The organism is Rossellomorea sp. NPDC071047 (assembly GCF_050270195.1).
Taxonomy (GTDB): domain Bacteria; phylum Bacillota; class Bacilli; order Bacillales; family Bacillaceae_B; genus Rossellomorea.
Genome location: NZ_JBNNJT010000002.1, coordinates 470,917 through 486,166 on the forward strand (window position 1 = coordinate 470,917; position 15,250 = coordinate 486,166).

The following is a 15,250-nucleotide window of genomic DNA, read 5'->3' on the forward strand; positions in this document are numbered from 1 at the left end:
GATTAATAAGTCGGAAACAGGATTAATTATTCCAACTTCGGATTGAAAGTGGTTGTAAGAGGACTAATTACTGAAGTTTCCTGATTCAGTCACAAGAAGTCAAGGGATAATAAATGAGGATTTTCCTCGTACTGGCGATGATATGTTGGTTTTTATCGTACTTGGCTAGGTTATCGGGGAAAGCCCTATATTCAAACGAGAAGAGCTAAAAAAGGGTCGTCCCAGCATTCCCCCGGGACAACCTGTTTCTACCTTATTCTGAAAAAGCTTTCGAATATCGCACGACACCCTGTACATTCCTAAGAGAATGCTCCGTCAATTCCAAAGCCATAAATACTTCATCAGGCACTTCAAACGGAGGCTTGATATTCCATAAAGCAGCTTTCTTAAAACCAAACTTTGGATAATAATCTTTATGACCTAACACAATCACGGAATGATAACCGAGCTCTTCAGCCTTCTGCAGGGCTGCACGGATCAATTGGCTTCCAATTCCCTTATGTTGAAAGGGGGGTGCTACAGACACGGGAGCGAGTGCCAGAGAATCTGCCACTTTATCATGTTCGACAATGGTGATTTTAGATAGTAGGATGTGACCGGCCACATCATGGTTTTGATTAATGGCAACCAACGAAAGCTCAGGAATAAATGCATTTGATTTTCTGATGTTATGAACTAGCAGATGCTCTTTCTTATCGCTGTACTCTTCATGTGAAAATGCTTCTTTAATCATTTCTTCCGTCGAGTTATATTCTTCAGGGCGTTCTTGTCTAATAAAGATATCCATTTATAGACTCCTATTCTTTAATAAAAGTTGTTGGGTTCAAATATAAATGGTACTTTCTTAATGAAAAGAGTCATTAAGAAAGTTTTCACCCCAGTAATAAACAATTGTTTAGCAAACAAAAACCTCCAGATTAGTATGTACATATTTTATAAAGTAATGAACCCAGGGTCAACCTCAGTATAAGGATTGCTTGTCCAGAACCGGAAAGAACTATATAATAAAGAAGAATCTTAAACAATAAGGAGGGAAAATTCATGCATTCGTTCACTGTAGACATCAAAGCTGAGAAAAAATATCTTGTCTTCATGATGTCTATTTTTGGAATTTCAGCTGTCCTCGGGACAAGTCTGTCCTTTTTTAGCTGAATTTCAATAATGTGAACGTATGTATGATTTCCTGAAAATAGCGAAAGCCACGGGGAATGATTCCCTGTGGCTTTTTTGATCTAGCTGCGGCGGCTAGAGGCTCGAGGTCATAAGTTAAACATGCCAAAAAGGCAAAAAGCGCCTTTCCGGCATGTTCATCTTATGCTTGTCGCCTCTGAACGAGCCGCCTCCGCTTTTCTTGATCTAGCTGCGGCGGCTAGAGGCTCGAGGTCATAAGTTAAACATGCCAAAAAGGCAAAAAGCGCCTTTCCGGTATGTTCATCTTATGCTTGTCGCCTCTGAACGAGCCGCCTCCGCTTTTCTATTAACCTTATGTTTATGAGAGGACGAAAATTAATGATTAAGACAAGAAACAATATATATCTGCTTTATTTTTATCTCTTTTTTGCCCAGTTGTTCTTTGACCGGGCTTTGTGGGTCATCTACCTTGGCGATAAGGGGATGACCTTCGGTGAAATCGGCATATTGGAGGCGTTTCTCCATTTGGCCATCGTCCTGTTTGAGGTTCCGACAGGGATGATCGCAGATTTGTATGGGAGGAAGGTCAGCCTGGTGATCGGGAATGTGTTCAGTCTCCTTTATGCCTTGTTCATGCTGATGAGCGGGACGTTTTCGATGTTTACCCTGGCCTTTCTATCTATGGGTCTCATGGTGACCTTTCATTCCGGTGCCGAGCAGGCGTTTGCTTATGACACGTTGAAGAATGAAAAGCGTGAGAAGGATTATACGAGGGTAATCGGAAGCATGACGGCCATTTCCCTCCTATCCTTGAGCCTTGCCAAATTCCTCGGGGGATTCATGGCAGAGATCAGCTGGGAATGGGTATATGGTGCAACTATACTGACCCATATCCTTGCACTGATTCCACTGTTTTTCATGAAGGAACCGGAACGTGAAAAGACGGAGGACATCGGCGGACGGTGGTATAACCAGTGGGTTCATCAGTTTAAATTAGGGGTTGCCGTTTGGAGAAATAACACGGTCATTCATCAGCCTGTTGTGCTATTCATCTTAGCGAGTGCAGTCATGGTGATCATGGTGTTCTACGGACAGGAATACTTCATTCAATTAGGCTACTCTCCTGTCGTCGTGGGAGCGGTCTTTACGATTGAAGGGCTCCTTGGCGTCGTGATGGCGAAGATTGCTTACAGGGTGGAGGCGCGATTTAAGTTCTTCAATATTTTATATTATGGCTTAGGTCTATTCCTCTTCTTTTTCATCCTGTTCATCTTCGCTACGGACTGGGCGATCCTGATATCGTTTCTGATCCTTGCACAGCTCTTGAGTCTGTTCGAACCGATCTTCAGCTCATTCGTGCAAAACTTTCTGCAGAGCAATATCAGGTCAACTTTCCTTTCGCTGATCGGATTAATGGAAAGCTTCGTCATCATGATCAGCTTTCCGTTATTCGGATTTGCCATTGAACGAACTGGGTTTACCGACGGGTTCGCGGGCCTGCTTCTGATTTTCTTCGTGCTTGCAGGCGGATATTTAATTGGTCAGAGATTTATTCAACGGTTCAGGTAAAGAAGGAGCTTCTCACTTTTAGGTGAGGAGCTTTTTTTTATGATCGCACCAGGAAAATTATGTTAAAATATTGAGAGGAATAACTATACCAGGGGGTAAACATGAAATATCTTTTTGATTTTTTTCTGGCAGTATCTTTGAATGGTCTTTCTTATTACATCGCAAGCTTTGTTCTTAAAAATGGATTGCCTTTTTGGCAGGCATTGATCATCGGTTTTTCTGTTGTATCACTTGGGGCATTGACTGAAGCTCTTGGAAGCCCGATGTGGTTGATCGTATTGGTTCCATTCCCAGTTGGGATGTTCTTGCTTTACTCATTCCTTCAAGTATCGGTTCCTCAATGGTTTTTGACGTATTTGCTCACTCTTGCCATATACACCGTCATCCATATACCGATGAGTTATTTCTTTGATTTCCATTCGTTAATTCCTGCATGGAAACTATCTTAATGTAAAGGAGAGATTAATGTGAATGCTGAAAAAATGAAAAAAACGTTGCGAGTAATAGGGATAAAAGGGGAAGGATCTTTCACTGATTTTAGCACGGAGGTACCGAAGCTTGCCCTACAATTTCTAGAGAGGTTACATGAAATCGAAGCCAAGCCTGGTCCTGAAATCGCCCTTTATGAACCGAAGAGGGATAGGGACCATTTAGAAGGGATCTATTATGTCGGGATCGTGGTGGACGAATTCCCCACAGAAGTTCCGGTCGGGATGGAGTATATCGAACTGGACGAAGAGTATGTTACCGCGAAAGGAAACGTACAACAGATTGGCGATCTTCATAACGCCCTTTTAAAGTGGACGGATGACCAGGGTTATAAAAGAAAACCGGATTCCTATATTGTGGAGACCTATCATCCATTGGAAACTGGTGAGGAAGAAGTAGCGATTTACTTACCTATACTTATATAGGATTCTTCCTATTACATTGAGGCTGGTTGGTATAAGGAAATCCCTACATGAAATGGAAGGTTAGTAGAAAAATATGAAGAGGTGTTAAGTTGAAAGATTTTACGATTAGTTCAGAGACTGAAAGATTGATCATACGACCATTGAAGGTTGCTGATTATCCTAACTGGCTTGAGGAATTCGAAAGCAGATATGATTCCTCCAGCAGGCACGATTTGGGGAAGATGGATATGAGTGAATGCACGGAAGAATGGTTCGAGCAGTTGGTGACGAAGCATCAGGAACTGGCTGGTAATGATGTAGCCCACGTATTTGGTGTGTTTAGAAAAGCGGATCATAAGCACGTGGGAATGGTGGATTTCTCTACGTTATCAAGGAATGATTTTCAATGGGGAAGGATCGGTTACACCATACATAACCAGCATTGGAAGAACGGGTACGGAAAAGAGGCAGTGAAAGCGGCATTGAACATGGCTTTTCATGACTTGAAATTCCACCGGATCGAAGCTCATATCAACCTCGATAATACTCCTTCCATAAAGCTTGCTGAAAGTGTCGGTATGGAATTTGAATGCATCAGGAAAGGATTTATCCATGAGTTCGGTGAATGGACGGATAATATGATTTACTATTTGAATGCAGGATAAGGTATTTTCCACAATGCAAATTTGTATAGGGAGGCGAATATTCATGGGAGAAGGAAAGTTCGTAACTAAAAATCAGATGATCCATGACTTAGGTGAATTAGGTGTACGCCAAGGCATGACCATCATCGTCCATTCTTCCTTAAAATCTCTTGGAAGAGTCATCGGTGGCCCGGTTTCCGTTATCCTGGCACTGGAGGAAACCGTCGGAAGAGACGGAAACATTGTGATGCCTACACAGACCGAGCAGCTTTGTGACCCGGCGGAATATGGAAGCGGCTATACAGAAGAAGAGATGAAGATCATCAGAGAGAACATGCCGACTTATCACCCTGATTTAACCCCTACATGCTATATGGGTTTTATTCCTGAGACGTTCAGGAAGCAAAAGGGAGTGGTTCGAAGCTCACATCCCCACACATCCTTTGCAGCCTGGGGTAAACATGCTAATTACATTACAAAAGATCATGGCCATCATTTTTCTTTAAATGAAAACTCACCATTAGGAAAAATCTATGAATTAAATGGCTATATTTTATTACTTGGAGCACCGACAGATTCGAATACCTCTTTGCATCTGGCTGAATACAGACAAAAAAACACTTTTGTAAAAGAGAAAATCTGGGACGTGAAAGTGGAAGAGACTCATGAAGAAGTATGGACAACGTATCAAGATATTAATAATGACTCGGATGATTTTGATAAGATTTTTAATGATTTTCATAAAGAAACAGACTATGTAAAAGAAGGCATGGTCGGTGAAGCAAGAAGTTATTTAATCCCCATGAGAGAGATGGTTGAGTATGCTGTCGGGTGGATGAATGAAAACAGGGAGGAGACTTGAGATGCAATTATTTCATTATCACTGGTGGACGGACAAACCGGAAGAAATGGAAACGTTTTATCAGCAGTCAGGATTCGAAACCACGTTAAGAGTCGGTCGCCACAATGGGGAAATGCATACATTCAACCCTCCTTTGAATTGGGAGGAATTTAGAGATAAAGATATTCAATTTAGAATCATAGAGATGGTCAAAGGTCAAACCAATATTACATTTGGACACGGAAAAAAGGATATGTTCGACCATATTGGCTTCCTGGTCACGGATACTGAGTATTCAGAGGTGCTAGAGAGGGCTGAAGAGCTTCAGTGGAAGGTGAATGAAGGCGAGAGAAGAACGTTCATCTCCACTCCCTGGAAGTTTCGGATTGAACTTCAAAGGAGGCGGGAAGTCGTTACTGAAGAAAAACAACCATCTATCCAAGCGATGGAGATTCACATGCCCTTTCGAGAAAATCCTGCCTTAGTATGCAGCCTATTAGACTTTGAACTGACCGAACAAACTAGTGGAAAAGTGACAATAGAGAACGATGACTGCACCCTGATTTTTTGCAACAGTGAGGAAAAGGAAGCGAGTCTGTATTCCGTAATGTTCCTTGCTGATCATGTTTTCAGTAACGTCGACCCTGTTCAAACGAAATTAATTGGCAGAACATAATAGTGGAGTGGGAAATAGTGAAACAAAATCTTTTCATTATGGGGATTTTAATGTTCCTCCTTGCAGCTTGCAGCAACCAAGAAGAAATAACCGACCCTCACTTTATGTGGAGCGGTAACAAGTATATCACTACCTATGAACCAGTTGAGGAAGAGCGATTAGCAGAACGGGTTGGTGTGATAAAGACTGAGGTGGAAGGCCCAATTGATGAGAATGGGGAATCCATGGGTCTTCCGGAAGACACGGAACTTTATAGGATTGACGATCAAAAAGAAAGTCCTGCAGACATGCTGGCTTATCATATTGGGAATCGGTTTTATATCGCCAGAAAACTGGACGTCTATCAATAAGCAAGCGTGGAAACCAACAAGATTGCATCTGTGGTCTTTCTATAGAATAACTTAAATATTAAATGACCTATCTTATCATGTGATTAGAAAGGGGGAAGTTCGTGTTTTTATTTATCGCATTGGCGCTGCTCTTTCTTAATGTGGCGTTTCTAATATTAAAACTAGTGGCTCCTTACTCGGAAATGATGAACTCATTTAAAACTGTGAATGGATTTTGGAAAGCTCAAGTGGCTTGTTTGACTTTTGTCTTGCTCTTCGTATTTCTTCATTTTTCAGGGGAAGAGAGGGCAAAATGGCATACTAGCCCTGATTTTGTTTCAGGAGGTAATTTGTATTTGGGTGATGAGAAGGTGAGCATCGAATACAATTCATTTGTGGTGGAGGAAGAAAACTTTGAAACGAATCTGATACTTCCTGAAAAAGCAGTAGGTGCAGAGAAAGTGCGCCTCCTATTTACTCACGATGGACACGGAAAAAAAGCACCGATAGCGTTACCCCATTCCCGGGAGAAGGAACAACCAGTGACACTATGGTTTCCTGACAGTGGGAAATGGAGAATGGAAATTGAAATAAATGGTTCTGTCTATTCATCAGTTGTATTGCCGGTCAAAGAGAAATAACCTGTCCATGTGATACTTCGGAAACTAGTCATGCATCAATAAGTAGCATGCGTGGCATCCCTCTTATTGAAGAACAGCTTCCCAATAATATGAAAGGAATACTTTAGAAGTTTTTCAAATGAATCAGTACATGTAGTGAGGTCATTTTATTCGCATAAAGGAGGAGTCATGATGGATTACGGATTACTCATTATTGGGGTCGCTCTAATACTGATTTCGTTTCTCGTCGGTGTGAAGAAACAAACGTGGCTGCTGGCCGGCTTCAATGAAAAAATGATTAAAGATAAGTCGATGTTAGGTACAATAACAGGCCTTCTATTTTTTCTTCCGTTAGGGTTGCTTGGGGTCGTTAACAGTCTGTTCGATTATGCCTATGAAGGTCCCATTTTTGTAGTAGTCATGTTGGTTTTACTTACGGTTGTGAATTTATTTATTAATAGAAAGCTCCTGAAATGAAGGGTGTGTATTGATGAAAGGAAAGCATATCACGATCAATGGGAAAACGATCTATGTGTGTGTAAAAGGGGAAGGGGAGCCGATCATCTTTCTCCACGGCGGACCAGGCGGGAGTCATGAGTATTTTCTGCCCCATATGGAGCCTCTTGCTGAAGACTATCAGATCATCCTCTATGATCAAACAGGGTGCGGAAAGTCAGGAGGCGATTCCTATTCTATGGAAGAGGAAATCCACACTCTTGAAGGAATAAGAAAGGAGCTAAACCTGGAGAAAGTGAGCCTGTTCGGAGAATCGTGGGGGAGTATCCTGGCTTTGTCTTATGCAACAAGGTATCCATCCCATATCCACAAAATCATTCTAACAGCCGCCATCGGTTTATCCTCCAAAGACTATGTCACTTTCAAAAAACTTTTCCTTCAAAAGTTGGGTCCCTATAAAAAGGTGCTGCTCGTTTACTACTCGCTATTTTCCGTTTTTAGAGTGGATGCATCCTACAAACTTAATAAGCTGCTCGACCCTTATTATGTATTTTCAGTCGATACATTGAAAAAGAAAAAAGAGATATGCTACAACAATGAGGCCCTTAAGAGCATAGGCAGAGATATTGAACAGAACTACAACCTATTCCCGTTTCTGTCCCAAATAGACTCTTTACCTATTTTAATCGCTCAGGGATCGCATGATATTCTTGCCCCCGCCTATATTAAGGAAAATGTAATCCAACACTTAAGAAGAGCAGAACTCGTGGAAGTAAAAGAATGCGGGCATTGGACCATCTTGGAACAACCTGGACAGATTTTGAAATTAGCCCGAAAGTTTATTAGTGATGGGAAGAATCGATAAGGTACATCCACAGTCCAAACCAAGCACAGAATGACAGGAGCAATGTTGTCAGAAAGAGTATGATGTCATCAAGGGGGAATGAATATGTCTAACTTCGATGTACGTATCTTTCAAATCAGAGGCAGCTCTTTTCAAATTGGCTTGAAGACAGGTGAAAAGCTCCGCAATACTTCCATTCTAAAAATCTTTGAATCCATCACCAAGCAGGAGATTGATCTTCACAATATGAAGTCGATCTATTCTGCGTATGCTCCACATTTGCTGGAAGAGTTAGAGGGTCTCGCGCAGGGATTGGAAATTCCGCCGAACAGGGCAGCTACTTTATTTAGTGGGTATGATGTTCCGAAGACAGAGGCGATGGGCTGCTCGGCCCTTCTGACAAACGAATACTACGTGAGGAATTACGATTTTTCCCCTGCTCTATATGATGGGATATTCAGTTTGGTTCAAGCGGATCAAGCTTTTGCTACAGCGGGGTACAATCTTCAAATTCTGGGAAGGCACGATGGTGTGAACGAGAAAGGGCTGGTGGCAGGATTGCACTTCGTCAGTCATGACGGCTATGTAAAAGGGGTATCTCCCTGGGCTTCCATAAGGATGGTTCTCGATGGCTGCTCTTGTGTTGATGAGGCCGTTGCCATGCTGAAGGAAATCCCTCACTCCGCCTCTTATAATTTTTCGCTAGGGGATCGAAAAGGAAATATGGCAGAAGTCGAAGCAAGCTCAGAGAAAGTGATTGTCAGGTACGGAGAATCCACTTTAGCATGCGTGAATCATTTTCAGGATGAACAGCTTACTAGTAAAAATCGGGACTCCATCGAAGGATCAATTCAACGTAATAAGCATCTGCTGGGGTTAATGGATAAGAGACTTTCCCATCATGGCATGTTTCATCATTTTAAAAGCGTAGAATCACCCATCTTTTTCACAGATTACGAGAATTTATTCGGGACCCTTCACACCTTTTCATATTCCTATCAACATTCAAGGATCCTCACAACCATTGCCCGAAGCGAACAAGTCCTGGACATAAATTTCCGGGAATGGGTAAATGGAGAAGACATTTGTGAGGGGAGTTTAAGTGGTTTTATTCAAGAAGGTTAGCCTTTCAGCAAAGTGGCTATGGCAAATTATCTGCAGGATTAATCAGGAAAAAAACAATGCCCCTGCCGTCACCGGCAAGAGCATTGTTTTCTTATCCATTGAAACCAATCTGCTTATTTATATCCTATCAATCGTTTATACTGTTACATCCTTTTCCTCGTGATCTTTACGGATCTGAATCAATTCCTCAGTCAACCGCAGGAATTCTTCTTTGTTACGATCACGTAATGATTGGTCGATTTTCTGTTCGAGTTGCTCTTTCCGGAATGTTAGCAGGGCCTTGTCCAAAATCATTTCTGCAAAAAGAGAGTCTATGCCGGGTACCTCGGACTGTGGTGAATTTAGCAAATACTTCTTCATGAAAAATCAACTCCTTGACCTTTTTTCTATTATACTAACCATTATCTCAATATTCAAACATTTTAAACAAAAAAGTTAAATTTGTTTAAGAAATGAAAAAACACTGACATTCTTTTTCCATTTCTTTTAACATAATAGATAGAACGTGGAAGGGGGATTTTCAATTGAAGAAGCCAGAGATCATATTGAATATCTTTTCATCGATTGATGGGAAAATCACAACGGCTCCGAACCGTAATGTAATGGAATGGACAGCGGCAGGAGTGGACGGGGAGGCGAATGACGTCACGCATCAGCTGTATGATGAATTGGATTGCGATGGGTTGGTATCAGGAAGTGAAAGCCTGATCGTGTGGGGGAACGATTGGGTGGAGCTGGAGAAACCGATTTATGAGCCCCGGAAATCAAAGGCGTATATTGTGTTTGACGGGAAGGGACGTATTGACTGGTTCCAGACAGAAGGACTATTGGTCGTCACCAGGGAGGATGTTTCGGGTGACTATATTGAACAATTAGAGCGTAAGGGAATTACCTACCTGCAAGCGGGCAAAGGTGATTATATCGATCTACCCCTCGCATTACATAGACTCTATGAATCTGGCTTCAGGCGATTGGGGCTTAGTGGAGGCGGGGGGATCAATGGGGCGTTTTTAAGACAGGGACTGATTGATGAAGTGAGCCTCGTCATTGCCCCGTTAGCTATAGGTGGAACGGCTACACCATCCCTTTTCGACTCACCGGAGTTAACAGACTTGGGAGGCGCAACCCAGTTGGAATTGATAACGATGAAGCCTGTCGGTGAGGGTTCAGTGTGGTTGCATTATAAAGTGAAAAAGTAGATGGAATCTGCCTTCCCCTCATAGTGTAGAGGGGAAGGTTTCTTTTTTGATGCTGGCTAGAAGCCCCTCTGATAGAAAACAAGATATGAGGGTAGCCCCTTTTTCCTAATTCTGCTTATTGAAAAAAATCCGATTGACAGAAGTAAAAAAAAGTCATAGCATAATAAAGGTAAATCGTAATTGTTACGTTTTAATTATAACTTCATATATTTTTTTACATAATAAATCGTAATGGTTACGAATTAATGATTTGTCCTTTCAGTATCTCATTACCAAAAGAAGCAGAGGGATCGAAATGATGCAGGAGATCGAGTTTATTAAATTCAACCCGACGGAGAATATGACGGTACTTGTAAAGACCAAACACCTCAAGGAAGAATATCATCAGATTGCGTCAAAGCTTATGGCATATGACAGTTTATATGCTGAGCAGGTGGGGTTTATTGAAGAGTCAAAGAGTGCGGGTGCGGATTCCAGCCTGCAGATGGCCGGGGGAGAATTCTGTGGGAATGCCTGCATGTCATTGGCTGCCCTCATTACTTCGGGAAAGGCGCTGCCCCCCGGTTATTCGACAACCATACTGATGGAAGCCTCAGGCACGGACGAGTTGGTCCGGTGTGATGTGAAGAGTGAGATGGGCTTGTACCGTTGCAGCATGAAAATGCCTATTCCCGCAAGGATCAAGAAGCAAATGTGGGTGGTGGATGGAAAAGAACTTCCCGTTACGATGATCTATTATCAGGAGGCGGTTCACGCTGTATTGGAGGCGGGACAGTTGGACTCATCATTACGCCGATCGGCAGAAACTCTGGCACGATTGATCAACTCCTCCTATGAGGCCAATCTGGTTGGTGTTTTGCTCTATGATCCTGAAACCCACGAACTTGCTCCCCTCATCCATGTACCGGATGTGAACAGCATGATGTGGGAACGGGGATGCGGATCGGGGACCGGATCATTGGGGGCTTATCTCGCATGGAAGCAAAAGCGCTGCATCTCGCTGCAGGTTAAACAGCCTGGAGGGGAAATGCATGTAACCGCAGATTGGGATGCAGGGTCCATTAACTCGGTCAGGATTGAAGGCACTGTCGGGATTGTGGCCGAAGGTAAAGCATTTATACACAGGATAGAGGAGGTTATATGATGAAGGCGAGTAAGACCATTGAAGAGGATCTGAAGATCTATGTGGAACGATTTGATAGAGCCATTCAAGAGAGTAGCCTTATGGAAGAGGAGGCTGCGGCGTTAGAGGAATTAATCAACGAGTATTCACGCTTCATTCTTAAAGAAGAGTACATAAAGAGGTGGGATCAGGTAGCGGATACACACCTGGTAGATCAGTTAAGAATTCTATCCGCCCTATCCGTGGCCAAGATGGAGAAGCACCGTGCGAGGAAGCTACTGAGGGGTGAAGAAGAGATAGCAGACTACTTTCAAAACATTGAGTCCAGCATTGAAGAGGAGTTCGGGCAGTTTCAGGTGACAGGGGAATCGACTGTACTCCTTGTCGGCTCTGGTTCTTTTCCGATGACACCGCTCCTTATTGCGGGGCGCACTGGCGCAAAGGTGATCGGGATCGACATTGACGAAGAGGCGGTCACCCTGGGAAGGGAAGTTGTGAACCGGTTAGGCAGGGATTTAAATATTGCACTGGAACTTTCGTTTGTGGAACAGCTCAGAGATCTCAAGGAAGTGACCCATATCATCTTCAGTTCGACGGTTGAAGTGAAATATGACATCATGGATCAGTTATATGAGTTGACCAATGAAGAGGTCGTTGTGTCGATGAGGTACGGGGATGGTCTGAAATCCCTCTTCAATTTCCCTTCCCGTGAAGTAGATAAGAAGAAGTGGAGAATAGCAGAAAACAGTCTGCGTCCCCAGCAAATATTTGATATCTTACTCTATGAAAAAATTCGTCCCGCTAAAAGTCAGGAGGGTAATCGATGAAAAAGGGTAAACGGGTGTTGGTCAATGGCACGGGACCCGCTTCGCTGCAACTTTGTATGATTGTAAAGAACCACCTGGGATGCGAGGTGGGGCTCGCAGGGAGGAATTCCGTCCGGTCGGAATCATTTTTCCAATCGTTAGAGAAAAATGGAAATCACATTCGGGTGTCTGTTCAAAATCAGAAGAATGAGAGATTACAAGGTGAATGCCGGATTGATCATGTGTATCACGGTCTCGACACGATAAGGGGAGAGTGGGATGTCGTCGTATTAGCCGTCACTACAGACGCGTATCTGGACGTGCTCCACAATATCCCGAGGGAAGTATTCAAAGGCGTCCGGTCGATCGTATTGGTTTCACCGACTTTCGGATCCAATAGTCTTGTGAAGCATGATCTGGCTGACGTTCAACCCGAGGCGGAAATCATCAGCTTCTCTACTTATTTAGGAGATACGAGGTGGATGGAGAGGGATCCTTCTCACCATATCATTACGACTGCGGTGAAGAAGAAGCTCTATATCGGATCGACCCGTCGTCAATCGAAGACGGTTCAAAACCTGATTTCGTTAGGGCAGGAGCTCGGGGTAGAGTTAGTGCAGACTGAATCCCCATTAGAAGCAGAAACACGCAATATTTCCCTCTATGTCCATCCTCCGCTCTTTATGAATGATGTGACACTGCAGGAGATATTCAACGAGGGACCTTCGATGAAATATGTGTATAAGTTGTATCCCGAAGGACCGATCACCCAGCATCTGATCCGGGATATGATCGCCCAATGGCAGGAAATGATGGAAATACTGAAAAGAGTGAATATCAAGCCACTCAACCTACTTCGATTCATGACGGACGATAACTATCCAGTAAGATTGGAAAGCTTATCAAGGAGTGACATCGAAGGGTTTGAACAGCTGGATAGAATCCACCAGGAGTATTTACTTTACATACGCTATACCTCACTGTTGATCGATCCATTTTCGACTCCTGACGAGGCAGGAAGGTATTTCGATTTCTCGGCCGTTCCGATCAGGAAGATGTACAGGAACGTAGAGGGAGAGCTGGATATTCCGAGAATGCCTAAGGAAGATTATTACCGGATGAAGATCATTCAGGGGATTGCACGATTCCTGGATGTACCGAGCCCTTCCATTGACAAGATGATCGGGATCTATGAGGACAAGCTGACAGAAGTCGCAAAAGTCCATCATGATCAAAAGCTTTCCGAAGCCTTTTCCATTCGAAGCTTCGAAGAAGATCTAACGAGGATTACTAGTGAGATGGGAAAAGAATTGGTTACAAAAAATAAATCGTAATGATTTTGTTTTACAGAGAGAGTACAAAAGGAGAGAAAAATAGGATGAAGAAGAGATGGACATTAAGCGTAATGATTCTTTTGATGATGATCCTCACTGCCTGCGGAGCGAAAACAGAAGGTGAACAGGACGCAGATAAGAATGAACTGGTTTATGCGACGGCCAAGGATATCAATGATATGAACCCACATTTATACACAGGGTCTATGGCTGCCCAGGGGAAAGTGTATGAATCATTGGTTGAAAATACAGAGGATGGCATCAAGCCGCTGCTTGCTGAATCCTGGGAGATTTCAGATGACGGCAAGGTGTATACATTTCACCTCAGGCAAGATGTCACCTTCCATGATGGGGAGCCGTTCAATGCCGAAGCAGTGAAGAAGAACATTGAAGCGGTACAGCGGAATGCGGAGAAGCATGCGTGGATCAAGCTTTCCGCTAAAATCGATGAGGTTCGTGTCATTGATGAGCATACTGTGGACCTTGTCCTGTCTGAACCCTATTATCCTGCCTTGACAGAACTTTCGATGACAAGGCCTTATGTGTTCCTATCACCCAATGACTTCAAGGATGGGGAAACGAAGGATGGAGTGAATGGTTATCACGGCACCGGTCCCTATATCCTCGGGGAACATAAGGTAGACGAGTTCGCCCGGTTCGAATCAAACGAAGACTATTGGGGAGGGGAGCCTGCCATCAAAGAGATTACGGCAAAGGTGCTCCCTGCAGGAGAGACGACATTCCTGGCTTTACAAAAAGGGGAGGTCAACTTTGCCTTCACAGATGATCGCGGTGCAGACAGCCTGAATGTGGAAGCGATGAACCAGTTGGTCGAAACAGGAGATCACCAGGTCGAAAGAAGTGAGGCTATGAATACGAAGATGATCGTCGCCAATAGCAGCAAAACGGATAGTCCTGTTACGGAGACGGCGGTTCGTGAAGCGATTTGGTACGCCATTGATCGGAAGACGATCTCAGAAGATATTTTGGACGGGACGGAAACAGAAGCCCATACCTTATTTTCATCCAATGTCCTTTATGCAGATATTGACCTTGAGAAGAGAGACTTCGATGTCAATAAAGCTAAAAAGTTGTTAGACGAAAATGGCTGGATGTCCGGTGATGATGGGGTTCGTGAAAAGGATGGACGTCCTTTGGCCATGAAGCTCTATTATGACGTCAATTCACCTTCTCAAAAAACAGAGGCTGAATTCATCCAAAGCTCATTGAAAAAAATTGGCGCAAGTCTTGAAATCGTCGGTGAGGAATCCACATCCATCGCAAATAGACGAGCAACAGGTGAATATGAATTGTTATTTAATCAAACATGGGGGCTCGCGTATGATCCGGTCAGTACGATCGCGGCTTTCACTTCCGATGCTTCTTACCTTCATACAACCAAAGGCATCAGGCAGGCGGATGAACTTTATAGAAAAATAGAAGAAGTGATGGTGACGACGGACGAAGGTAAGAGGAAATCCCTCTATAAGGATATTTTGACGATCGTTCATGATGAAGCTGTATTTATTCCGATATCGAATGGGCGGATGACGGTCGTGGCTCCTAAAGATTTAAAGGGGCTGACATTCAAACAAACACAATTTGAGCTACCATTCGAACAGATGAGATTCCAATAATGAAAAGGGAAGTGGGTACCTTG

Annotated in this window: 18 protein-coding genes; 16 read left to right on the forward strand and 2 right to left on the reverse strand. The window is 43.3% G+C overall.

Annotated features, from left to right (window positions below; translation table 11 throughout):
* Positions 1 to 253: 253 nt before the first annotated feature.
* Positions 254 to 787 (reverse strand): GNAT family N-acetyltransferase, encoded by a 534-nt coding sequence (locus ACQKFO_RS10265; RefSeq protein WP_427598519.1) that lies wholly within the window; start codon positions 785 to 787, stop codon positions 254 to 256.
* Between the two features lie 722 nt (positions 788 to 1,509).
* On the opposite strand from ACQKFO_RS10265, the gene ACQKFO_RS10270 reads away from it, so the two are divergent.
* From ACQKFO_RS10270 to ACQKFO_RS10320, 11 genes are all read left to right on the forward strand, one after another.
* Positions 1,510 to 2,700, forward strand: a complete 1,191-nt coding sequence (locus tag ACQKFO_RS10270; protein WP_427598520.1) for an MFS transporter — start codon at positions 1,510 to 1,512, stop codon at positions 2,698 to 2,700.
* A 101-nt stretch (positions 2,701 to 2,801) separates the two neighbouring features.
* Positions 2,802 to 3,149 (forward strand): hypothetical protein, encoded by a 348-nt coding sequence (locus ACQKFO_RS10275; RefSeq protein WP_427598521.1) that lies wholly within the window; start codon positions 2,802 to 2,804, stop codon positions 3,147 to 3,149.
* Positions 3,150 to 3,167: 18 nt separating this feature from the next.
* On the forward strand, positions 3,168 to 3,614 hold the full coding sequence (locus tag ACQKFO_RS10280) for an effector binding domain-containing protein (RefSeq protein ID WP_427598523.1): 447 nt from the start codon (positions 3,168 to 3,170) through the stop codon (positions 3,612 to 3,614).
* Between the two features lie 89 nt (positions 3,615 to 3,703).
* Positions 3,704 to 4,258, forward strand: coding sequence for a GNAT family N-acetyltransferase (locus tag ACQKFO_RS10285; RefSeq protein WP_427598524.1), 555 nt, complete (start codon positions 3,704 to 3,706; stop codon positions 4,256 to 4,258).
* Positions 4,259 to 4,301: 43 nt separating this feature from the next.
* Positions 4,302 to 5,099, forward strand: a complete 798-nt coding sequence (locus ACQKFO_RS10290; RefSeq protein ID WP_427598526.1) for an aminoglycoside N(3)-acetyltransferase — start codon at positions 4,302 to 4,304, stop codon at positions 5,097 to 5,099.
* A gap of 1 nt (position 5,100) precedes the next feature.
* Positions 5,101 to 5,754 carry a hypothetical protein gene (locus ACQKFO_RS10295; protein ID WP_427598527.1) on the forward strand — a complete coding sequence of 218 codons (654 nt, stop codon included), beginning with the start codon at positions 5,101 to 5,103 and terminating at the stop codon, positions 5,752 to 5,754.
* Positions 5,755 to 5,771: 17 nt separating this feature from the next.
* Positions 5,772 to 6,104, forward strand: coding sequence for a hypothetical protein (locus ACQKFO_RS10300; protein WP_427598528.1), 333 nt, complete (start codon positions 5,772 to 5,774; stop codon positions 6,102 to 6,104).
* Between the two features lie 101 nt (positions 6,105 to 6,205).
* A complete protein-coding gene (locus ACQKFO_RS10305; protein ID WP_427598529.1) occupies positions 6,206 to 6,724 on the forward strand; it encodes a hypothetical protein in 519 nt (172 codons plus the stop codon).
* A 171-nt stretch (positions 6,725 to 6,895) separates the two neighbouring features.
* A complete protein-coding gene (locus tag ACQKFO_RS10310) occupies positions 6,896 to 7,180 on the forward strand; it encodes a DUF3784 domain-containing protein (protein ID WP_427598530.1) in 285 nt (94 codons plus the stop codon).
* Between the two features lie 13 nt (positions 7,181 to 7,193).
* A complete protein-coding gene (locus ACQKFO_RS10315; RefSeq protein ID WP_427598531.1) occupies positions 7,194 to 8,024 on the forward strand; it encodes an alpha/beta fold hydrolase in 831 nt (276 codons plus the stop codon).
* An 84-nt stretch (positions 8,025 to 8,108) separates the two neighbouring features.
* Positions 8,109 to 9,128 carry a C45 family autoproteolytic acyltransferase/hydolase gene (locus ACQKFO_RS10320; RefSeq protein WP_427598532.1) on the forward strand — a complete coding sequence of 340 codons (1,020 nt, stop codon included), beginning with the start codon at positions 8,109 to 8,111 and terminating at the stop codon, positions 9,126 to 9,128.
* 135 nt (positions 9,129 to 9,263) lie between these two features.
* On the opposite strand, the gene ACQKFO_RS10325 is transcribed toward ACQKFO_RS10320, so the two are convergent.
* Positions 9,264 to 9,488 carry an IDEAL domain-containing protein gene (locus tag ACQKFO_RS10325; RefSeq protein ID WP_427598534.1) on the reverse strand — a complete coding sequence of 75 codons (225 nt, stop codon included), beginning with the start codon at positions 9,486 to 9,488 and terminating at the stop codon, positions 9,264 to 9,266.
* A 164-nt stretch (positions 9,489 to 9,652) separates the two neighbouring features.
* Here ACQKFO_RS10325 and ACQKFO_RS10330 point away from each other — a divergent pair, with 164 nt between their 5' ends.
* The 5 genes from ACQKFO_RS10330 (at position 9,653) to cntA (ending at position 15,227) form a co-directional block, all read left to right on the forward strand.
* Positions 9,653 to 10,327, forward strand: coding sequence for a RibD family protein (locus tag ACQKFO_RS10330; RefSeq protein WP_427598535.1), 675 nt, complete (start codon positions 9,653 to 9,655; stop codon positions 10,325 to 10,327).
* A 295-nt stretch (positions 10,328 to 10,622) separates the two neighbouring features.
* Positions 10,623 to 11,471, forward strand: a complete 849-nt coding sequence (locus ACQKFO_RS10335; protein ID WP_427598537.1) for a diaminopimelate epimerase — start codon at positions 10,623 to 10,625, stop codon at positions 11,469 to 11,471.
* A complete protein-coding gene (locus ACQKFO_RS10340) occupies positions 11,471 to 12,277 on the forward strand; it encodes an SAM-dependent methyltransferase (RefSeq protein WP_427598539.1) in 807 nt (268 codons plus the stop codon). The genes ACQKFO_RS10335 and ACQKFO_RS10340 overlap by 1 nt, the downstream gene beginning before the upstream one ends.
* Positions 12,274 to 13,590, forward strand: a complete 1,317-nt coding sequence (locus ACQKFO_RS10345; protein WP_427598541.1) for an opine metallophore biosynthesis dehydrogenase — start codon at positions 12,274 to 12,276, stop codon at positions 13,588 to 13,590. The genes ACQKFO_RS10340 and ACQKFO_RS10345 overlap by 4 nt, the downstream gene beginning before the upstream one ends.
* Positions 13,591 to 13,634: 44 nt before the next feature.
* Complete coding sequence (gene cntA / locus ACQKFO_RS10350; protein WP_427598543.1) at positions 13,635 to 15,227, forward strand: staphylopine-dependent metal ABC transporter substrate-binding lipoprotein; 1,593 nt, start codon at positions 13,635 to 13,637, stop codon at positions 15,225 to 15,227.
* Positions 15,228 to 15,250: the final 23 nt, after the last annotated feature.

Excerpts from the sequence above, each read along its gene's own strand:
- ACQKFO_RS10265 (WP_427598519.1), bottom strand. The coding sequence starts at position 787 with ATGGATATCTTTATTAGACAAGAACGCCCTGAAGAATATAACTCGACG.
- ACQKFO_RS10270 (WP_427598520.1), top strand. The coding sequence starts at position 1,510 with ATGATTAAGACAAGAAACAATATATATCTGCTTTATTTTTATCTCTTT.
- ACQKFO_RS10275 (WP_427598521.1), top strand. The coding sequence starts at position 2,802 with ATGAAATATCTTTTTGATTTTTTTCTGGCAGTATCTTTGAATGGTCTT.
- ACQKFO_RS10290 (WP_427598526.1), top strand. The coding sequence starts at position 4,302 with ATGGGAGAAGGAAAGTTCGTAACTAAAAATCAGATGATCCATGACTTA.
- ACQKFO_RS10295 (WP_427598527.1), top strand. The coding sequence starts at position 5,101 with ATGCAATTATTTCATTATCACTGGTGGACGGACAAACCGGAAGAAATG.
- ACQKFO_RS10310 (WP_427598530.1), top strand. The coding sequence starts at position 6,896 with ATGGATTACGGATTACTCATTATTGGGGTCGCTCTAATACTGATTTCG.
- ACQKFO_RS10315 (WP_427598531.1), top strand. The coding sequence starts at position 7,194 with ATGAAAGGAAAGCATATCACGATCAATGGGAAAACGATCTATGTGTGT.
- ACQKFO_RS10320 (WP_427598532.1), top strand. The coding sequence starts at position 8,109 with ATGTCTAACTTCGATGTACGTATCTTTCAAATCAGAGGCAGCTCTTTT.
- ACQKFO_RS10325 (WP_427598534.1), bottom strand. The coding sequence starts at position 9,488 with ATGAAGAAGTATTTGCTAAATTCACCACAGTCCGAGGTACCCGGCATA.
- ACQKFO_RS10335 (WP_427598537.1), top strand. The coding sequence starts at position 10,623 with ATGATGCAGGAGATCGAGTTTATTAAATTCAACCCGACGGAGAATATG.
- ACQKFO_RS10340 (WP_427598539.1), top strand. The coding sequence starts at position 11,471 with ATGAAGGCGAGTAAGACCATTGAAGAGGATCTGAAGATCTATGTGGAA.
- ACQKFO_RS10345 (WP_427598541.1), top strand. The coding sequence starts at position 12,274 with ATGAAAAAGGGTAAACGGGTGTTGGTCAATGGCACGGGACCCGCTTCG.
- cntA (WP_427598543.1), top strand. The coding sequence starts at position 13,635 with ATGAAGAAGAGATGGACATTAAGCGTAATGATTCTTTTGATGATGATC.